This window comes from Vibrio sp. B4-6, from assembly GCF_963888245.1.
GTDB lineage: Bacteria > Pseudomonadota > Gammaproteobacteria > Enterobacterales > Vibrionaceae > Vibrio > Vibrio anguillarum.
In genome coordinates, this window is sequence record NZ_CAWPIM010000033.1 from 391,756 (window position 1) to 410,912 (window position 19,157).

General features: G+C 45.0%; 16 protein-coding genes and 3 pseudogenes. 6 read left to right on the forward strand and 13 right to left on the reverse strand.

All coding sequences use genetic code 11. The features are described from left to right. The first annotated feature begins 97 nt into the window (after nt 1–97). Nucleotides 98–805 (forward strand): ribosome biogenesis GTP-binding protein YihA/YsxC, encoded by a 708-nt coding sequence (gene yihA, locus AACV20_RS11115; protein ID WP_047690296.1) that lies wholly within the window; start codon nt 98–100, stop codon nt 803–805. 494 nt (nt 806–1,299) lie between these two features. Here yihA and AACV20_RS17615 read toward each other — a convergent pair whose 3' ends face one another. From AACV20_RS17615 to hemB, 4 genes are all read right to left on the reverse strand, one after another. Continuing rightward, complete coding sequence (locus AACV20_RS17615) at nt 1,300–1,347, reverse strand: hypothetical protein (protein WP_438356636.1); 48 nt, start codon at nt 1,345–1,347, stop codon at nt 1,300–1,302. Nucleotides 1,348–1,541: 194 nt separating this feature from the next. Beyond that, nucleotides 1,542–4,334 carry a DNA polymerase I gene (gene polA / locus AACV20_RS11120; protein ID WP_026028799.1) on the reverse strand — a complete coding sequence of 931 codons (2,793 nt, stop codon included), beginning with the start codon at nt 4,332–4,334 and terminating at the stop codon, nt 1,542–1,544. Beyond that, a complete protein-coding gene (locus AACV20_RS11125; protein ID WP_156117117.1) occupies nt 4,318–4,485 on the reverse strand; it encodes a hypothetical protein in 168 nt (55 codons plus the stop codon). Before AACV20_RS11125 ends, polA begins: the two co-directional genes overlap by 17 nt. A gap of 583 nt (nt 4,486–5,068) precedes the next feature. Next, nucleotides 5,069–6,115: a porphobilinogen synthase gene (hemB, locus tag AACV20_RS11130; RefSeq protein ID WP_170907294.1), complete on the reverse strand. Its 1,047-nt coding sequence runs from the start codon at nt 6,113–6,115 to the stop codon at nt 5,069–5,071. Between the two features lie 188 nt (nt 6,116–6,303). Here hemB and AACV20_RS11135 point away from each other — a divergent pair, with 188 nt between their 5' ends. Further along, nucleotides 6,304–7,065, forward strand: coding sequence for a TatD family hydrolase (locus AACV20_RS11135; protein ID WP_170907295.1), 762 nt, complete (start codon nt 6,304–6,306; stop codon nt 7,063–7,065). Nucleotides 7,066–7,345: 280 nt separating this feature from the next. On the opposite strand, the gene tatC is transcribed toward AACV20_RS11135, so the two are convergent. The 7 genes from tatC to rmuC are packed head-to-tail and all read right to left on the reverse strand — an operon-like array spanning nt 7,346 to nt 13,480. Continuing rightward, nucleotides 7,346–8,098, reverse strand: a complete 753-nt coding sequence (gene tatC, locus AACV20_RS11140; RefSeq protein ID WP_010319843.1) for a twin-arginine translocase subunit TatC — start codon at nt 8,096–8,098, stop codon at nt 7,346–7,348. Between the two features lie 60 nt (nt 8,099–8,158). Beyond that, on the reverse strand, nt 8,159–8,566 hold the full coding sequence (tatB, locus tag AACV20_RS11145) for a Sec-independent protein translocase protein TatB (protein WP_013855639.1): 408 nt from the start codon (nt 8,564–8,566) through the stop codon (nt 8,159–8,161). Between the two features lie 3 nt (nt 8,567–8,569). Further along, nucleotides 8,570–8,806: a Sec-independent protein translocase subunit TatA gene (gene tatA / locus AACV20_RS11150; RefSeq protein WP_010319841.1), complete on the reverse strand. Its 237-nt coding sequence runs from the start codon at nt 8,804–8,806 to the stop codon at nt 8,570–8,572. A gap of 51 nt (nt 8,807–8,857) precedes the next feature. Beyond that, a complete protein-coding gene (ubiB, locus tag AACV20_RS11155) occupies nt 8,858–10,492 on the reverse strand; it encodes a ubiquinone biosynthesis regulatory protein kinase UbiB (RefSeq protein WP_170907296.1) in 1,635 nt (544 codons plus the stop codon). Further along, a complete protein-coding gene (locus AACV20_RS11160; protein WP_026028624.1) occupies nt 10,489–11,094 on the reverse strand; it encodes a ubiquinone biosynthesis accessory factor UbiJ in 606 nt (201 codons plus the stop codon). The genes ubiB and AACV20_RS11160 overlap by 4 nt, the downstream gene beginning before the upstream one ends. A gap of 9 nt (nt 11,095–11,103) precedes the next feature. Then, the gene (gene ubiE, locus AACV20_RS11165; protein ID WP_064626075.1) at nt 11,104–11,886 is read right to left on the reverse strand and encodes a bifunctional demethylmenaquinone methyltransferase/2-methoxy-6-polyprenyl-1,4-benzoquinol methylase UbiE; all 783 of its coding nucleotides are present in this window, start codon (nt 11,884–11,886) and stop codon (nt 11,104–11,106) included. 49 nt (nt 11,887–11,935) lie between these two features. Continuing rightward, nucleotides 11,936–13,480 carry a DNA recombination protein RmuC gene (rmuC, locus tag AACV20_RS11170; RefSeq protein ID WP_170907297.1) on the reverse strand — a complete coding sequence of 515 codons (1,545 nt, stop codon included), beginning with the start codon at nt 13,478–13,480 and terminating at the stop codon, nt 11,936–11,938. A 140-nt stretch (nt 13,481–13,620) separates the two neighbouring features. Between rmuC and AACV20_RS11175 the strand changes: the two are divergent. Next, nucleotides 13,621–13,740: pseudogene (locus AACV20_RS11175) on the forward strand (DMT family transporter); the annotation flags it as partial. On the opposite strand, the pseudogene AACV20_RS11180 reads toward AACV20_RS11175, so the two are convergent. After that, nucleotides 13,736–14,056 (reverse strand): annotated as a pseudogene (locus tag AACV20_RS11180) (DNA recombination protein RmuC); the annotation flags it as partial. The pseudogenes AACV20_RS11175 and AACV20_RS11180 overlap by 5 nt on opposite strands. A 140-nt stretch (nt 14,057–14,196) precedes the next feature. Between AACV20_RS11180 and AACV20_RS17620 the strand changes: the two are divergent. Then, the gene (locus tag AACV20_RS17620; protein ID WP_170907298.1) at nt 14,197–15,087 is read left to right on the forward strand and encodes a DMT family transporter; all 891 of its coding nucleotides are present in this window, start codon (nt 14,197–14,199) and stop codon (nt 15,085–15,087) included. A 50-nt stretch (nt 15,088–15,137) separates the two neighbouring features. On the opposite strand, the gene araC is transcribed toward AACV20_RS17620, so the two are convergent. Continuing rightward, nucleotides 15,138–15,977: an arabinose operon transcriptional regulator AraC gene (gene araC / locus AACV20_RS11195; protein WP_170907299.1), complete on the reverse strand. Its 840-nt coding sequence runs from the start codon at nt 15,975–15,977 to the stop codon at nt 15,138–15,140. Between the two features lie 366 nt (nt 15,978–16,343). Here araC and AACV20_RS11200 point away from each other — a divergent pair. Both AACV20_RS11200 and ltrA read left to right on the forward strand, forming a co-directional pair. Continuing rightward, nucleotides 16,344–17,089 (forward strand): annotated as a pseudogene (locus tag AACV20_RS11200) (IS3 family transposase); the annotation flags it as partial. A gap of 536 nt (nt 17,090–17,625) precedes the next feature. Then, nucleotides 17,626–19,098 (forward strand): group II intron reverse transcriptase/maturase, encoded by a 1,473-nt coding sequence (gene ltrA / locus AACV20_RS11205; protein WP_102547593.1) that lies wholly within the window; start codon nt 17,626–17,628, stop codon nt 19,096–19,098. Nucleotides 19,099–19,157: the final 59 nt, after the last annotated feature.

Genomic DNA, 19,157 nt, shown 5'->3' on the forward strand with positions numbered 1-19,157 from the left:
ATGGTACAATAGGCGACCTTATGCCGAGCACGGTTATTTTACACAATTTCACAAAAAAGTAATCAATCGACTACACAAAGTCGAGATGGAGTTAACAGTGAGCGTAAAAATTCATTATCAAAACACGCATTTCATTACCAGTGCGCCTGACATTCGTCATCTACCTGATGATGAAGGGATCGAAATTGCGTTTGCAGGACGCTCCAATGCAGGTAAGTCGAGTTCGTTGAATCGCTTAACGAATCAGAAGAGCTTGGCTAAAACCAGTAAAACTCCGGGTCGAACCCAACTGATCAACCTATTTAAAGTCACTGAAGGTTGTCATATTGTGGATTTACCGGGCTATGGTTTTGCTCAAGTTCCTTTGGAACTAAAGAAAAAATGGCAAAAATCATTAGGTGAATACCTACAAAAGCGCAAGAGCTTAAAAGGGCTGGTTGTGCTAATGGACATTCGCCATCCGATGAAAGATCTCGACCAACAATTGATTTCTTGGGCTGTCGATTGCTACATCCCAGTACTAGTACTACTGACTAAAGCGGACAAGCTAAAAAGTGGCGCACGTAAAGCTCAAGTGTTAAAAATTCGTGAAGAGGCACGCTCTTTTGGCGGCGATGTCACTGTCGATGCTTTTTCATCATTGAAAGGCTTAGGCGTCGATGTGCTGCGTAACAAATTAGATACGTGGTTTGCACCCGCACTCACACATTTAGCCGAGCAACAAGCAGTGGAAGAGATGGATGAGTGTGACTCAACTCACTTAGAAGAGATAGAAGAGAATCCAGACCATTCTGAAGAACACTAAACATCGTGACTCCAACAGAGCCCTACCTAATCGTGGGGCTTTTTTATAGGCTTTAAATCCAAATGCGAACGGCAAAGAGAAAAATCCCCACCATCCTGGTGGGGCAACGGGAGAGAAGTAGGAGGTAATTTATTATTGTTTTGCTAAGCATTCCTTAATCCCTCCAACTTTTCAATAGGTCAAAGAGTCATCAATTCACTCACCCACAGAACACTCCTCTGGCTCATCCCAATAAAATCAACATAACATAATGAATACTAATGATATTTAAACATATTCTTTGTGTTTGAGGCGAACTTGATTTCTCATTAGAAATAATCAAAGTGTGACTGTTAGCCAGTTACAGAATTGGGTGTTTATAAAAGAAATAAAGTAACTACTCAGCAATAGAATAGTGTGTTTTTATCACCTAAATTCTCGTAAAAAACAGTGATGGATATTTTCTTTGGCCCAATAAAAAACGCCCCAGTCAAATACTGACTGGGGCGGCTGAATCAGCCTAATCCAATAACGTGAAACAAAAGGTCTGAAAGATAGAACATCTTACCTCTGTACCCTACGAGAGTTAATGTATAACAAATGGTCAGAAATGAAAACTATTTTTGTAGTTTTTTTTCATGAAAATTTTGTTAAACAACACAAAGTTTAAAATCAAGAACACTTGTTTCTAGGCCATAAAAAAGCCGACATTTGTGCGTCGGCTCATATAAATTAGCTAATTTTGCTTAAAAAACAACTAATGCGCCTGATCCCAGTTGTCTCCATGACCAGTATCCGCGACCAATGGCACCGCTAGCGTTGCCGCTGATTCCATCAATTGTTGTACTTTAATTTCAATTTCGGCTAAAGCCGTCTCTTGCACCTCAAACACCAGTTCATCGTGCACTTGCATCAAGAGTTTAACGCGTCCCTGTCCATGCTCCTCAATCCAAGCATCGACTAATAGCATCGCTTTTTTGATGATATCTGCCGCCGTACCTTGCATTGGAGCATTGATCGCGGCACGTTCAGCGGCTTTGCGGCGCATCCCATTACGCGATTTAATTTCAGGCAGATGCAAACGGCGACCAAATAAAGTTTCAACATAGCCAAGTTCACTAGCCGTAGAGCGTGTATCTTCCATGTATTGCATCACGCCAGGATAACGCTCAAAGTATTTATCCATATATTCTTGAGCTTCATAACGAGGAATGCCGAGCTGCTTGGCTAAACCAAAGGCGCTCATCCCGTAAATCAAACCAAAGTTAACCGCTTTCGCACGGCGACGCTGCTCACTGCTGACTTGCTCAATACTCACTCCAAGAATTTCAGCCGCGGTCGCTGCATGGATATCTTTCCCTTGCTGGAATGCTTCAAGCAGCGCTTTATCGCCGGACAAGTGCGCCATAATCCGCAGCTCAATTTGCGAGTAATCGATGGCCAGAATTTTCCAGCCATGAGGAGCGATAAAGGCTTGACGGATCCGGCGTCCTTCTTCGTTACGGATCGGAATGTTTTGCAAATTTGGATCGGTTGAAGACAAACGACCAGTGGCGGTTACAGCTTGGTGATACGAGGTATGCACTCGCCCTGTGGTTGGGTTGATCATTTTAGGCAGTTTATCGGTATAGGTTGATTTCAACTTAGCTAAACCACGATGTTCAATGATCACTTTAGGCAGAGGATAACCGTCGAGTGCCAGCTCTTGCAGTACTTCTTCATTGGTGGAAGGTGTACCTGTTGGCGTTTTCTTAATCACCGGTAGCCCCATCTGTTCAAACAAAATGGTTTGCAGCTGTTTTGGTGAGCTTAGGTTGAAAGGTTGACCCGCGATATCAAACGCTTGTTGTTCTAGTTGCTCTAAACGAGCAGCGATTTCATGCGATTGCGCGCCAAGCAACATATCATCAATCATCACGCCAGTACGTTCCATACGTGACAACACGGGAACAAGAGGTACTTCTATTTGTTGGTAGATGCGATTGAGCTTCTCATCTTGCTCAATATGACTCATCAAACGGTGATGAAGTCGCAAAGTCACATCAGCATCTTCCGCAGCGTACGGTGCCGCTTGCTCAAGTTCAATTTGGTTGAAGGTCAGCTGGTTTTTACCTTTGCCCGCCACCTGTTCAAATGAAATACAGCTGTGTTGCAAGAATCGTAGCGCCAAACTGTCCATATCATGTTTGCCACCGACGCTGTTGTACACATAAGATGCGAGCATCGTATCGTGCTTGATGCCTTTCATATTGATACCGTAACGCGCAACAATGCTGGCATCGTATTTTAGGTTCTGCCCCACTTTGGCTTGGCTTTCATCTTCTAAAATGGGTTTAAGTTGGGCGAGTACCCAATCACGGTCCAGTTGCTTTGGTGCATCAAGATAGTCATGCGCAACAGGAACATACGCTGCAACGCCCTCTTCGATTGCAAAAGAGAGGCCAACTAAATTCGCTACCATATAATCGAGACTGTCGGTTTCCGTATCAAACGCAAACACTTCTGCCGCTTTCAGTTTTTCTAACCAAGCATTAAACGTCTCTTCATCTAAAATGGTTTGATATTGGCTGCGATCAATCGTGGCGGCGGTTGTATCCATCTCCCTTGCTTGTGAAGAAGAAGTGTTTACCGCACCCACTTTTTCATCAGCGTCAATCACCCCATTACCACCATCCAGCAATTCTGTTAACCAAGATTTAAACGTGAGCTGACCATAAAGCTTAATCAACTCATCAATATTGGGCTGGGTTTTGCACAAGGTCTCTGGTTTCTCTTCCAAAGCGACATCCAGCTTGATGGTGGCCAATTGGTAAGAGAGAAAAGCGTTTTCACGGTTATCCGCCAGTTTTTGCGCCATGGTTTTAGAGCCGCGAAAACCCAATTGCGCAATTTTATCGAGGTTATCGTAAATTTGCTCTAGGCTGCCAATGCCTTGTAGTAACGCAATCGCTGTTTTCTCACCGACACCCGGTACACCAGGAATGTTATCGACTTTATCGCCCATCAAGGCCAGATAATCGATGATAAGCTCAGGAGGGATACCGAATTTTTCAATCACCCCTTCACGGTCAAGTACCACATTCGTCATGGTATTGATCAAGGTGACATTCTCGTCCACCAGCTGTGCCATGTCTTTATCACCAGTGCTGATCAGCACTGGCATGCCGGCTTGTGATGCTTGAGAGGCTAGCGTACCAATCACGTCATCGGCTTCGACACCTTCAATCGATATCAGCGGTAGCCCCATCGCACGGATAACATTGTGCAACGGCTCAATCTGACAACGTAGATCATCAGGCATTGGTGGACGGTTAGCTTTGTATTGTGGGTACATATCATCGCGGAAGGTTTTTCCTTTCGCGTCAAAAATAACCACCATACGCTCAGCGGAAAACTGGCGCATCATGCTACGGAGCATATTGACCACGCCATAGACAGCATTAGTTGGAATTTCGCCATTACTCATGGTGCCTGGGTAGGCATGAAATGCACGGTAAAGGTAAGAAGAGCCATCAATCAGAATGAACGGGTTGTCAGGTATGCGAGCCATAGTCTTTTGCAATCCAAAGCGAGTACGAAATGTAATGACTAAGGATGCCATGACTGTCTTGAGGATTCCACGCCAATGCACCTTGAGCAACGAAACATTTTGCTGATTTGTCCACCACCGCAAATGACATTCTGTGGATAACTCTGTTCATAGTTTTTATCCACTGGTTATTAAACAGTGATTAACGAGGAAAACAATGACATTAACTTATTGTTTATAAATGAATAAAACAAAGATCGAACATTCCTATCATGATCTTTTTACGATCATTGATTGTGGAAAAGACTATCGATGGCCTTTTATTCACAACAAAAGCATCCTCTTGAAAATGAGCGATAAAAAAAGCGACACCCGAGGATGTCGCCTAGCAAAAACAGGTAAAACTAAGTGAAGTGATTCATTCAGCCTTACGATAAAGCTATAAATTACACTGGAAGCAATGTGAGCAATGTCGTGTCAAAAAGAACTTGCGCAAGTTCGTCGCCAATTTGTCTTGTTACTTTTAACACCTAGCAATTCGTTAATCGTAAACTCGACGTCCTTGTGAACTTCGCCATTCCCTAAGACATGGTTAATAATAATGATTCTCATTTAATTATCAACCCCTAAATGAGAAAAAATCTCATTTATTTTCTAATCATGCTAAAAACACCTACCCATCTATTTCATGAAATCTTTTTTTAATTGATTTTCAAATAGATAGAAAAATTCGCTCCCCTGCCTAAATTCACAACTTAGTTAGCTTGATGTAAATATTGTGCCGTTTTGGCGTTATCTTCTGCCAGCCACTGCGCAACGTCTTTAGCAAAATAGGTTAAAATGCCGTCTGCCCCAGCGCGTTTAAAGCACAATAATGACTCCATTACGGTTTCACGTTCTTTAAGCCAACCATTTAAAATGGCCGCTTTATGCATCGCATATTCGCCAGACACTTGATACGCAAACGTAGGAACTTGTAATTCAGATTTCACGCGGCGCACCACATCAAGGTATGGCATGCCGGGCTTCACCATCACCATGTCAGCCCCTTCATTGATATCCATCGCCACTTCGTGAATGGCTTCATCGCTGTTGGCCGGATCCATCTGATAGTTTTTCTTGTCTCCCCCTTTCAGGTTCGAAGAGGAACCAACCGCATCGCGGAATGGGCCGTAATAACATGACGCGTATTTCGCAGAGTAAGCCATGATCTGTGTATGAATAAAACCCGCCTCTTCAAGCGCTTCGCGGATCTTACCAATTCGTCCATCCATCATATCGGAAGGGGCAACCACATCGGCACCGGCTGCAGCGTGAGACAGCGCTTGTTTGATCAACACCTCGGTGGTCTCATCATTCATCACATAGCCACTTTCATCGATGATGCCATCTTGGCCATGGGTCGTGAAAGGATCCAGCGCGACGTCGGTAATGACACCCATTTGTGGTATATGCTCTTTTAATAATTTCACCGCACGTTGCACTAAGCCGTCAGGATTATGCGCTTCAGCAGCACACAAACTTTTAGCATCTTGGTTAACCACTGGAAAAAGTGCGATGGCTGGCACGCCGAGATTAGCCAAATACAGCGCTTCTTCGAGCATTAAGTCGATAGAGAGACGCTCAATACCAGGCATAGACTCCACTGGCTCGCGGCGATCTTTACCCATCAAAATAAACATGGGATAAATTAAATCATTAACCGATAACTGATTCTCAGCCATCAAACGGCGGCTAAAATCATGCTTGCGTAAGCGACGCATGCGACGCCCTGGGAACTGACCTTGAATGGATACTGACACTCTCTTCTCCTTGTTTATACGCGGTGTGAGAAAGCATTCTTTCTTCACTACCGCTATCGCTCAAGTGTGGCGAAATCATATCACTCTCGCTTTTTGACGCTAGCGCCAATCGACAAAAATCAGAAAAATGACCTCAGGCTCACACTTCCGTATACTGCTCTCCCATTCTCTGTTTATCGAGACACACCATGATTGACACTCACGCTCACATTTATGCCGCTGAATTTGATCACGATCGAGATGAGGTCGTGCAACGCGCTAAGGCGCAAGGCATTGAGGCTATTTTGTTGCCCAATATCGATCTTGCCTCCATTGAGCCTATGCTTAAAACAGAAGCGGCTTACCCTGAACTTTGCCGAACGATGATGGGGCTGCACCCATGCTATGTGGATGGAAATGTGAAGCAAACGCTAGCGGTTATCGAATCTTGGCTAGATAAACACCCCTTTATCGCCATTGGTGAAATTGGCATTGATCTATATTGGGACAAAACCTTTCAGGCCGAACAAGAGATGGCTTTCGTCACTCAACTTAATTGGGCCAAAGAGCGCGATTTGCCTGTTGTCATCCACACCCGTGATTCCATCACTCAAACTCTACAACTGCTGGAAAAAGAGCAAGATGGCTCACTTAGCGGTGTATTCCACTGTTTTGGCGGCACGCTTGAAGAAGCTAAAGCCATTAATGAGCTAGGGTTTCATCTTGGGATTGGTGGTGTATCAACGTTTAAAAATGGCGGTATGGATAAAGTATTACCGCATCTCGATATGAACTTTGTTCTGCTAGAAACAGATTGTCCCTATTTAGCCCCTGTCCCTCACAGAGGTAAGCGCAACGAACCAGCTTACACAACGCTAGTTGCCAAACGCATCGCAGAACTCACCGAACTCTCGTTGGTTGAGGTGAATAACATTACAAACACTAATGCTAACTCACTGTTTAAATTATAATTTATAGAACTATAGATAGAATGACATACACATCAGCGTGATCTATATCACAAAAATAATCACACAAACACTATAGTATGCGGCAAAATTTTAATACATAAACGTGGCTAATATGTGTGAACATGGTAATCACTTACAACGTCAACATCGAACCTTCTGGCAAAAACTTCTGGGTATCAAGGAAGTCTATCGATGCTCTCAGTGCGGTTATCTTTTGAAGATTAAATAGTCCACTATCATAGGTACAAAAAAAGCGGCTATTCGCCGCTTTTTTCATGTATTAATGACTTTCATCTTCCGGCTCTTCCTCATCTTTGCGCACATAAAAACGAGCAAAGAAAAGTCCAACCTCAAACAATAAACACATCGGAATGGCGAGCAAGGTTTGCGACACCATATCAGGCGGCGTCAGTAACATACCCACCACAAATGCCCCAACCACGATATAAGGCCTTTTCTCACTCAAGGTTTTCGGCGTCGTCGCCCCCGTCCAACACAGTAAAATGATGGCGACGGGAACCTCAAAGGCGATACCAAAAGCGAAAAAGAGCGCAAGCACAAAATCGAGATAACTGGCAATGTCCGTTGCAAACTCAACACCGCCTAAAGAGATGGCCGTAAAAAAGCCAAACACCAGCGGAAATACCACAAAGTACGCAAACGCCACACCGCAATAGAACAACAATGAGCTTGAAAACATCAATGGCATGACTAAACGGCGTTCATGCTTATACAAACCTGGAGCGACAAAGGCCCAGATTTGATAAAGGATAAAAGGCACCGCGAGAAAAGCGGACGCGATCAAAGTAAGTTTGAGTGGCGTGAAAAAGGGCGAGGCAACATCGGTCGCAATCATCGTCGCCCCTTCAGGCAAACGCTCAACCAATGGTTTGGAGACAAAATCGTAGATGTCGCTAGAGAAATAGACTAAGCCGATAAAAATCACGATCACCGCAGCTATTGAACGCAATAAACGATCGCGTAGTTCTAGCAAGTGACTGATTAAAGGCTGTGTCTGCTCAACGGAAGACATATCGAACCTCGTATAAATAGAGCATAAGAGGAGGAGTTACAGTGGTAACAATAACTCCTCCTACAGAGATGAGTCGGCTTTCTTATCGGCCGTTTCAGGCGACGAAATCGTTGTAGCGGGAATCACTTCAACACTTTGTTCATCGTGCTCTGTTTTTGTTTCAGAGGGCGATGAGTTCGCATAAGGGCGTTGTACATCTTGCGCAGCCTGCTTGAGCTGATCCACAGAAGATTTCAGCTCTGGAGATAAATTTTCCATTCCCATTTGCTCTGCTTTACGCAAGTTTTCTTGCAGCTCTTGAATTTTGAGCTCATGTGCTAATTCATCTTTGACACTGTTCGCCATGTTCTTTGCTGTGCTAACAAATTTTGCCACACTGCGAATAGCATGAGGTAAACGCTCAGGGCCAAGAACGACCAACGCGACAACCGATATTAATACCAGCTCCCAAAAACCGATATCAAACACGTGTTAGGCCTGCTCTTTATCTTTTTTAGTCTCAGCAGTCGCTTCTGTCTTCTGCTGCTCTATATTTTTAGGTTCAAAATCTGCGTCTTTCTTGGCTGGCTCTTCATCGCTCATCGCCTTTTTGAACCCCTTAACCGCACCACCGAGATCGCTACCGATACCACGCAGTTTCTTGGTTCCAAATAGTAATACAACAATCACGGCAATAATTAGAAGTTGCCAAATACTGATACCACCCATTCTCTACACCTCAGGAATTTCTCAACAAATTGATTTCAAATAAAAGACCGCTTAACGACGGTAAGCACTCCAACTGAGTAGCCAAAATACAACACCTGCAATCGCACTGGTTATTGCAAACGGCTGATAAGCACTGGTCACTAATATCGCCGAGCATACGACCAAAGTGGCGCCAATACCAAATAAAAACTTTCCTGTTGCCTGTTGACGCTTACTGGCTCGATAACCTTGGTACAACTGATCCAACCTTTGGTTCATTGCTTTACCTTGTTTGAGGCTATCGTAAAGCAGCTCTGGCAATTCAGGTAATTTTTCAGCCCAAAGCGGAGCTCGCTCTTTTACTGCACGGATAAACGCTTGCGGCCCAACTTGGTTCATCATCCATTTTTCTAAAAATGGTTTAGCGGTTTGCCACAAGTCCAATTGAGGATAAAGCTGACGCCCTAACCCTTCGACATACAATAGCGTTTTTTGCAACAAGACCAATTGCGGCTGCACTTCCATATTGAAGCGACGAGCCGTGTTAAACAAGTTTAGCAACACATGACCAAATGAGATTTCGCACAATGGCTTGGCAAAAATTGGCTCACAGACCACGCGAATAGCAAACTCAAATTCATCGATGTTGGTTTCACGTGGAACCCAACCAGAATCAACGTGCAATTGTGCCACTCGGCGGTAATCTCGGTTGAAAAAAGCTAAGAAGTTTTCGGCTAAATAACGTTTATCTTCACTGTTTAAGGTACCGACAATACCACAATCTAAGCCAATCCATTGTGGATTGTCAGGATGCGCGGGATTAACAAAGACATTGCCCGGGTGCATATCGGCATGGAAAAAACTGTCGCGGAACACTTGGGTAAAGAACACGCTCACCCCGCGTTCAGCAAGCAACTTCATATTAGTGCCGTTGGCCGCTAAACCTTTAATATCAGAAACTTGAATGCCGTATATTCGCTCAGAAACCATGACAGTTTCATTACTAAAGTCAGGAATTATCTCTGGAATGTATAACTCTTCACTATTTTCAAAGTTACGACGCAGTTGAATGGCGTTGGCTGCTTCTCGGCGTAGGTCGAGTTCAGCAAGGAGAGTTTTTTCGTATTCACGTACCACTTCAACGGGCTTCAGTCGCCTTGCTTCAGGTAATGCTTTGGCAACAATTTTCGCCATGCGATACATGAGTTTGATATCGGCATCAATCACTGGCCGAATATCTGGCCGAATCACCTTGAGTACGATTTCCCGGCCAGATGATTTGAGTTTGGCGGTATGGACTTGAGCAATCGATGCAGAAGCAAGTGGTTCAATATCAAATTCATCAAACCAAGTTTCTAAAGCGCCGCCCAACGCTTTTTCCATCTGAGTTTTAGCAAGTACACCATCAAACGGAGCGACTTTATCTTGCAGTAACGCAAGTTGGTCTGCGATGTGCGGTGGAAACAGGTCACGCCGCGTTGACATCATCTGACCAAACTTAATCCATACTGGGCCAAGCTCTTGCAAGGCTAAGCGCAAGCGCTCACCTAATGGTTTGTTCGCATGCTGATTTTTAATCCAGAACAATCCTTTGCGCGCTAATATTGGCGCTTTAGTAAGTTGATGTTCTGGCAACAATTCATCTAGACCATATTCCAATTGTACCTTGATAATTCGGTACAACCGCTTGAGTTCAGTTGGCGTCATGCTTGCTCCAACAAGTGTTGAATTTTGGCTTCAATACGCGCCGCTTGGCTATTGAGATCATCCACTTGGTCACAAAAATAAGCCACCTCGAGCGAGCTGGGCAATAAACGCCACTCTTCCGTTAACACTTGGCTGAGATGGTTTTGATGCTTGCTTCGTTGTGATTGCAGCGCTTGGCCTATGTCTTTCACACCCTGCACTAAAGCGTGAGCCAGCACATCGCCCGTCACGCGTGACAACCACTCTTCAACATCCGGCTTGCAATCGGTGATCAACTGGGCAAATTTTTGCGCCAGTTGAATATCGCCCTCCAACACCAACTTATCTTGTTTGATCAGTTGGGTGATGTTCGCTTGCTCGCGTAGCTCGGGCAAAATGGAAACATTGAGCGACAGGTAGCAATTCGACTCGCCTTCGTAAGCCGCTAACACATCAATTTGCTGGCTAAAAATGAAGGTCAGCGTTTTATTGAACTCTTTGAGATGCACTTGGATGACTTGCCCTTTCAGGCGTGATAATCGGCGCACCAACTCAGGATCGTCTTGAATTAAGGTGTTGAGTGTGGTCTCAATCGCGGCGGTAACTAAAGGCTCAAACGGCATGCCCAATCCTTAGAATTTGTAACCACGGTGCAGCGCAACAATACCGCCCGTTAAGTTGTAGTAACTCGTTTGCTCAAAACCAACCTGCTCCATCATCCCTTTTAAGGTTTCTTGATCGGGATGCATGCGGATAGATTCCGCAAGATAGCGGTAGCTGTCGGCATCATTGGCAATGATTTGGCCCATTTTCGGCAATAGATGGAACGAATACGCATCGTATACTTTGGATAATGGCTCAAGCACTGGCTTGGAGAACTCAAGTACCAACAAACGACCACCCGGTTTTAAAACGCGGAACATCGAGCTCAGCGCTTTATCTTTGTCCGTCACATTACGCAGGCAAAAACTGATGGTGATGCAGTCGAAATAGTTATCAGGAAAAGGCAGTTCTTCGGCATTGGCTTGCACGTAATGTACGTTGCCCACTACACCTTTATCACGCAATTTATCGCGTCCGACATTGAGCATCGAGTTATTGATATCAGCCAGAATAACATGACCTTTTTCGCCCACAATGCGTGAAAATTTGGCGGTTAGATCGCCCGTACCACCACCAAGATCCAAAATACGTTGGCCCGGGCGAGCGCCACTGCAATCAATGGTAAAACGCTTCCATAAGCGATGAATGCCACCAGACATCAGGTCATTCATCATGTCGTATTTGGCCGCAACCGAGTGAAAAACTTGCGCGACTTTGGCGACTTTCTCTTCTTTCGCTACGGTTTCAAAACCAAAGTGAGTGGTATTTTGTGTCTCTAATGCTGTTTTTGATTGCACGCTGGTATCCGTCATGAAGGTTCCTCTTGGGCAGCACTGTGTTGTTAAAGGCGACTGCGAGCGATCAGTTTACTTTATCCTCAGCGTGATGTCTTTCTACTAAAGGTGCATTTTCCACCGCACTGTCTGCCCATGCCTCATTTTGTGCTTGTTCGACCCATTCACTGTTTATGGAACGTTTTATCTCGACGCCAAGTTGTTTAAAACTTTCGGCTTGACGCAGTGCGTTGCCACGCCCTGTCGCGAGCTTATTCATCGCCCCTTGATAGTTTTGGTTTGCACGGTCTAACGCGCCGCCCAGCCCTTCCATATCCTCCATAAACAAGCGTAATTTATCGTACAATTTGCTGGCCCGCTCAGCGATCAACTTCGCGTTCTGGTTTTGTCGATCATTGCGCCATAAATTATCGATCGTACGCAGCGCAACCAACAAGGTGGTTGGGCTAACCAGTAAAATATTTTGCTCCATCGCCTCTTTTACCAAGCTGGGATCAGCTTGAATCGCCACTTGGAATGCAGGTTCGACGGGAATAAACATCAGCACGTAATCCAGGCTTTGTAGCCCTTTGAGCTGATGATAATCTTTCTGACCGAGTCCTTTTATATGGGCGCGCAGTGCAAGTAAATGCTCACTTAATGCGCGAGCACGTTCACTTTCAGTTTGAGCATGGAAATAACGCTCATAAGCCACCAGCGCCATTTTCGAGTCAATCACCACCTGTTTGTCGTGTGGCAAATTGACGATCACATCCGGTTGATAGCGCTTACCAGCCTCGTTTTGCAAACTGACTTGAGTATGATATTCGTGCCCTTCACGCAGGCCCGATTCGGTCAGCACCCGCGCGAGAACCACTTCACCCCAATTGCCTTGCTGTTTATTGTCACCTTTCAGCGCTTGGGTCAAATTGAGTGCCTCTTGCGCCATCTGTTCATTGAGGCGTTGCAAGTTTTTCAATTCATGAACCAACGTATGGCGCTCTTTCGCTTCATGATTGAAGCTGTCATTGACCTGCTTTTTAAACCCTTCAAGCTGCTCTTTCAGTGGAGAAAGTAGCCCTTCCAAACTTTGACGGTTCTGCTGATCCACTTTCGCGGTTTTGACTTCAAATAACTGATTGGCTAGCTGCTCAAACTGCTGCTTTAGGCGTTCCTCAGCGTGTTCAAGTAACTGTAGTTTTTCTTGGCTCGATTGAATTTGCTGTTCATGCCGCGCTTCTTGCTCACGCAGTTGAGCCTCAAGTTGCGATTTCTGCTCGCGCAGAGCGTGCGCATCTTCCATGCTTTGTTGCCGCTCTTGCTTAACCACTTCGAAATAGCGCAGCTTTTCCATCGCGGCCATGAATTTCCCGTGCGATTGCTTAAGCTCAAATGCGGCTTTATCTCGTTCTTCATCCAGCTCATCCAACTCTTGTCGCGCCTGCTGCAAGGCTTGTTTGAGTTCGATTATCTGCTGCTGATGATGGGCTTGATGAGTCTCTAACTGCTGTTGTAATAGCTCACTTTTCAAATTGAGCTTCTGCTTAACCCACCAGCCAGCCACTGAGCTGCTCAGCACGGCGCTGCCTAACGTTGAAAGCACTAACGCTTGATTTTCGATAATCCATTGCATGATAACGGGTTAACTCATTTTATCAGTCATGGACAAATGGTATTTCGATACTGGATAAATGTCCAGTTTGTACAAGTTAACAGCAAACTATAGACTTGCGCCGCTGAACACTATTTCAACAATTATTCTAACGAGGATTCATGGACGAACGACGCGCACTCGGCTTTGGCTTATCTGCCGTATTATTGTGGTCAACGGTTGCCACGGCTTTCAAACTTACGCTGGCTGAATTTACGCCGATCCAGATGCTGACGGCCGCTCTTGCTTAACCACTTCGAAATAGCGCAGCTTTTCCATCGCGGCCATGAATTTCCCGTGCGATTGCTTAAGCTCAAATGCGGCTTTATCTCGTTCTTCATCCAGCTCATCCAACTCTTGTCGCGCCTGCTGCAAGGCTTGTTTGAGTTCGATTATCTGCTGCTGATGATGGGCTTGATGAGTCTCTAACTGCTGTTGTAATAGCTCACTTTTCAAATTGAGCTTCTGCTTAACCCACCAGCCAGCCACTGAGCTGCTCAGCACGGCGCTGCCTAACGTTGAAAGCACTAACGCTTGATTTTCGATAATCCATTGCATGATAACGGGTTAACTCATTTTATCAGTCATGGACAAATGGTATTTCGATACTGGATAAATGTCCAGTTTGTACAAGTTAACAGCAAACTATAGACTTGCGCCGCTGAACACTATTTCAACAATTATTCTAACGAGGATTCATGGACGAACGACGCGCACTCGGCTTTGGCTTATCTGCCGTATTATTGTGGTCAACGGTTGCCACGGCTTTCAAACTTACGCTGGCTGAATTTACGCCGATCCAGATGCTGACGGTTGCGAGTGCTGTCTCTGGGTGCGTACTGCTGGGCATTTGCGCGCTGCAAGGTAAGCTCAACCAAGTGGTGAGTACCTTTCTCGCTAACCCTTGGTATTACTTATTGTTGGGCTTAATTAACCCTCTCGCATACTACCTCATTCTGTTTAAGGCCTACTCACTGCTGCGCGCCTCTCAAGCGCAAGCAATCAACTACAGTTGGGCCATCACCCTGACACTGATGGCCGCTGTATTTTTAGGACAAACCATTCGTAAACAAGATTGGATAGCGTGTGCACTGAGCTATTTTGGTGTGGTGGTTATCGCGACTAAGGGTGATATTTTAGCCATGCAGTTTGATAGCCCGCTGGGTGTTGGGCTGGCACTATTATCAACGCTTCTTTGGGCTGGCTACTGGATTCTTAATACCAAAAACACCGCCGACCCCGTGATTGGTGTTTTACTGGGGTTTTTGATCGCCATCCCTTTTGCGATTGGTTTAAGTTGTTATGAAGGTGCAAGCTGGCATCAGATTACGATTAAAGGATGGAGCGCGGTAACTTATGTCGGCTTGTTTGAAATGGGGATCACCTTCGTGCTGTGGTTGAGTGCATTAAAACTCACGGCCAACACCGCAAGGATCAGCAATCTCATTTTTGCTTCACCTTTCATCTCACTGCTGTTGCTGGCTACTATTATTGGCGAAACTATTCACCCCACCACTCTGATTGGTTTAGTGCTGATCATCGCAGGGCTTGTCGTACAGCAGTTTAAAACGCCTAAAACGATCACTTAATGACAGCGGCCCAAATTGACGAAAAGCCCAAACGGACAGATTGCATAGGTTTACAAAGTAATTTGATCGCGGTAAATCTTAGGGCTCACACCGGCCTTACGTTTAAAAACACGAGAAAAATAGAGTGGGTCTGAATAGCCCACAATTCGACCAATGTGATTGACCGAGTAGTTAGACGTGACCAGTAATTGTTTGGCTCGGCTGATCCTTTGGTCGTCGCGCCATTGGGTTATGGTCATCTCCATTTCAGAACGAAATAGATGGCCTAAACGCGATGGTGATAAACAGATATGGGCCGAAACATCCTCGATAGTGAAGTCTTGATTGAGGTTTTGCGTCATATAATTCATCGCTTCCACCACCCTAGGGTCAAGCGGTTTGCTGACGACATCCGGTTGCAGTGTCTTACATCTAATCAATAATTGTTCGAGCAAGTTAATCGACAAATCATTTCGATAAGGGACATCTTGTTTTGAAGTGTATTCAATATCGATAAACAGGTTTTCAATATAGCGAATGGTATTCTCATCCAACCCTTGCGTTAGATAGACGCCATTTTTTTGCTGTTGCCATGTTAGCCAGTCATGCCAAAAAGCTCGTGGCCGAAAATAAACCCAACGGTGAAACCAAGAAGCACAATCTTTTTTTCGATGATAATAGTGAGCCGCTGTTGGAGGGAAAAGAAGTAAGTCTCCAGGTTTCACGTGAAACTCATCTTCGCCATAAAAAATGGTTCCCTCGCCTTTGCTCGTAAAATTGACAATAAAACCTTTCATGCCATTAGGTCGATCAATCGTAAAATCCAGTTCATCTCCCTCAATAATTGGCGTTAGTCCAGCCACTAAATGAGCATTAAAGTTATATCTAGGTTTTAGAGGGTTATTCTGCATGGGGGCAATATTCACTGTAATTTACGTGTAGTGTAAGCAACCTCTTCGTTAAGTACGATTTTTCAGTTCACACTTTTCATCTAAGACTATCCATTGGGTCGCAGAAAAAGCCTCACAGAAGCCATGTCCTACGGGTTCGATTAAGTATTCACTGGGTTGGTCATTACGTTTTCTTTGCCAACCTTTAATCGAAGAGATGATGTCTTCAGGTTGCGTAGCTAGTTGGTGGCTAACGTCTGTTTGAGTAATGTGATGTCGAATATCAAGCCGAGTTGGGATGCTATTTCGCGCAAGTGTAGTGGCATAGTGAATTTAGTCACTTAGTTAGAGGTGATATCATCACCTCATAAGTTAACAGGTGACATTATGACAAAACGTACAAGACGACTATTTAGCGCAGAATTTAAGTTAGAAGCAGCGCAGCTAGTCTTAGACCAAAATTACTCAGTGACTGAAGCAGCCCAAGCCATGAATGTGGGCAAGTCCACGATGGATAAATGGGTTCGCCAGCTTAGAGAAGAACGCCAAGGGAAAACACCGAAAGCTTCACCTATGACCCCTGAGCAAATAGAAATTCGGGAATTGAAAAAGAAGCTGGCGCGCCTTGAAGAGGATAATGAAATACTAAAAAAAGCCACGGCTCTCTTGATGTCGGACTCACTGAACAATTCTTGATAATCAAGAAACTCAAGCAGAGCCACAGTGTAAAAATATTATGCGAAGTCTTCAATGTTCATCGAAGTAGTTATAACTATTGGCTTAAACGTCCAGCGTTAATTAATGCGGAAACAATAAAGCTGCGCAGCTTGATTAGCGAGGCTTACGCCGCAAGCAATGGCTCTGCGGGAGCGAGAACCATTGCAGATATAGTCACAAATCAGGGTGTAAATCTGAGCTGATACCGAGCAACAAAGCTAATGAGAACTCTTGGTTTAGTGAGCTGCCAAGAACCAAAGCATCGTTACAGAAAGGCTTCACAAGAACATATTGACGTTCCAAATCACTTAAGTCGTCAATTTGCTGTTACGGCTCCAAATGAAGTCTGGGCTGGCGATGTTACGTATATTTGGACGTGCGACATGAGGTCGTATGCAGCGCTGTCCATCGCGTTAAGAATGGACCATCTGTATCACCAGATGAGCCTAGGAGCCTGAATTAAGTAGCGGCTCTGACAATGTAACGAAGACAAGAAACTATCTTGTCGGGAGCTAAATCGCGAGAGAAGGCTCCTCCTGATAACCACATAAATCGGGTGAGTGCTAGGCAGGTAGTATGGTGAACACACGTGAATCCGTTCAAGGTGCGTTATATTACGAAGCAGCGGAAGTGGTTTATACGCTGTAGCCAAAAGGCACTAAGAGTAGGAAAGAGATTGTCCAATGCTCTTTCGTGATCAACACGCTCTTCGCACCATAGCGGGCACCTAACCTACCATCGCGCTGCATACGGAACATGGTAAGCCTGTATCACTCCCTCTGGGAAAGCCTGTGTGGCCGATAGTGATGCAGGTATAGGAGGTTGGAAAAAGCTAAGGCTGCATTGTAACGATGTAGATACAGACTTGTGTCTGGTCACGAAAGTGAGCCCACTTCCAACTGGTCTCTCGTTGCGAGAGAGTTTGAAGAACTTTATTAAGGAAGAAAAGCAAATGATGATTTCGAATGAGATTAGTGCATCTTCTGACAGTGCACAGTGGCAATCCATTAACTGGAAGGCCGTAGAGGCGAACGTCTTAAAGCTTCAAATGCGTATCGCAAAGGCAACTAGAGACGGTAAACACGGCAAAGCTAAAGCATTGCAGTGGATACTGACTCATTCTCGCTCAGCAGAACTTCTTGCTGTTAAGCGGGTTTCTCAAAATAAAGGCAGTAAAACGCCTGGAATAGACGGCGTTGTCTGGAACACAGACGCGCGTCGTATGAAAGCAGTAAATCAACTGAGTCGGAAAGCTTATCAAGCTAAACCACTCAAGCGTATCTACATCCCCAAAAAGAACGGTAAGCTCAGGCCTCTGGGTATTCCATGCATGATTGATAGAGCCCAACAAGCTCTCCATCTTCTAGCATTAGAACCTGTGTCCGAAACGCTTGCCGACCCTAATAGTTATGGTTTTAGACCAAATCGCAGCACGGCTGACGCAATCGGCCAGTGTTTCATCTGTTTGAGTCAGAAACGGTCAGCACAATGGGTTCTTGAAGGGGACATCAAAGCCTGTTTCGACAAAATTGGGCATCAATGGCTGATGGATAATGTTGCTGTTGATAAACGTATGTTGAAGCAATGGCTAAAGTCTGGCTTTGTAGACAAAGGGCTGTTTTACGACACCGACGAAGGCACGCCCCAAGGCGGAATTATATCCCCCACCTTGATGTTGATGACGTTATCGGGTCTCGAACAGCGCATTAAATCTACCGCGCTTAAGAAAGGCGCAAGAGCTAACTTTATTGGATATGCCGACGATTTCGTCGTCACCTGCGCTTCAAAGGAAGTGTTGGAGAACGATATCAAACCACTGATTGCTGACTTCTTAGCGGTACGAGGCTTAACGTTATCCGAAGAGAAAACGCACATTACTCACATCAACGACGGTTTTGACTTCCTTGGGTTCAACCATAGGAAGTACAAAGGAAAACTGCTCATCAAACCGAGCAAGGCCAATACGTTGACGTTCCTAAGTAACTTGCGCGGACTCATCAAAAAGCACGTTACCCTACCGGTGAACGACCTTATCAAACTGATTAACCCAAAGCTTAGAGGGTGGTCGAACTATTATCGCCACTGCGTAGCTAAGCAGGTATTCAGTTATGTCGGTCACAAACTATTTCAAGCGTTATGGCATTGGGCTAAAAGGCGACATCCAACAAAATCTAAAACTTGGATCGCCTTGAAATACTTCATCAACCGAAAAGGCCAATGGCAGTTTCACGGTTGGCAGAAGATAAAGGATATGGATTGCCAGTTTAATCTTTTCCAAATAGCTAAAGTGCCGATAGAAAGACATGTGAAGATCCGAAGCGCAGTGACACCTTTCGACCCTCAATACCAAGAATACTTGGGAAAGAGAAAACACAAAAGGCTAGCTCGTAATTCTTGGATTGAACCTGCTCTCACTGCTTTATAAGTTGCTGGGTATCATTTGATGCCTTTGTAGAGGCTTGAGCCTAGTGCAGTGAAAGTTGC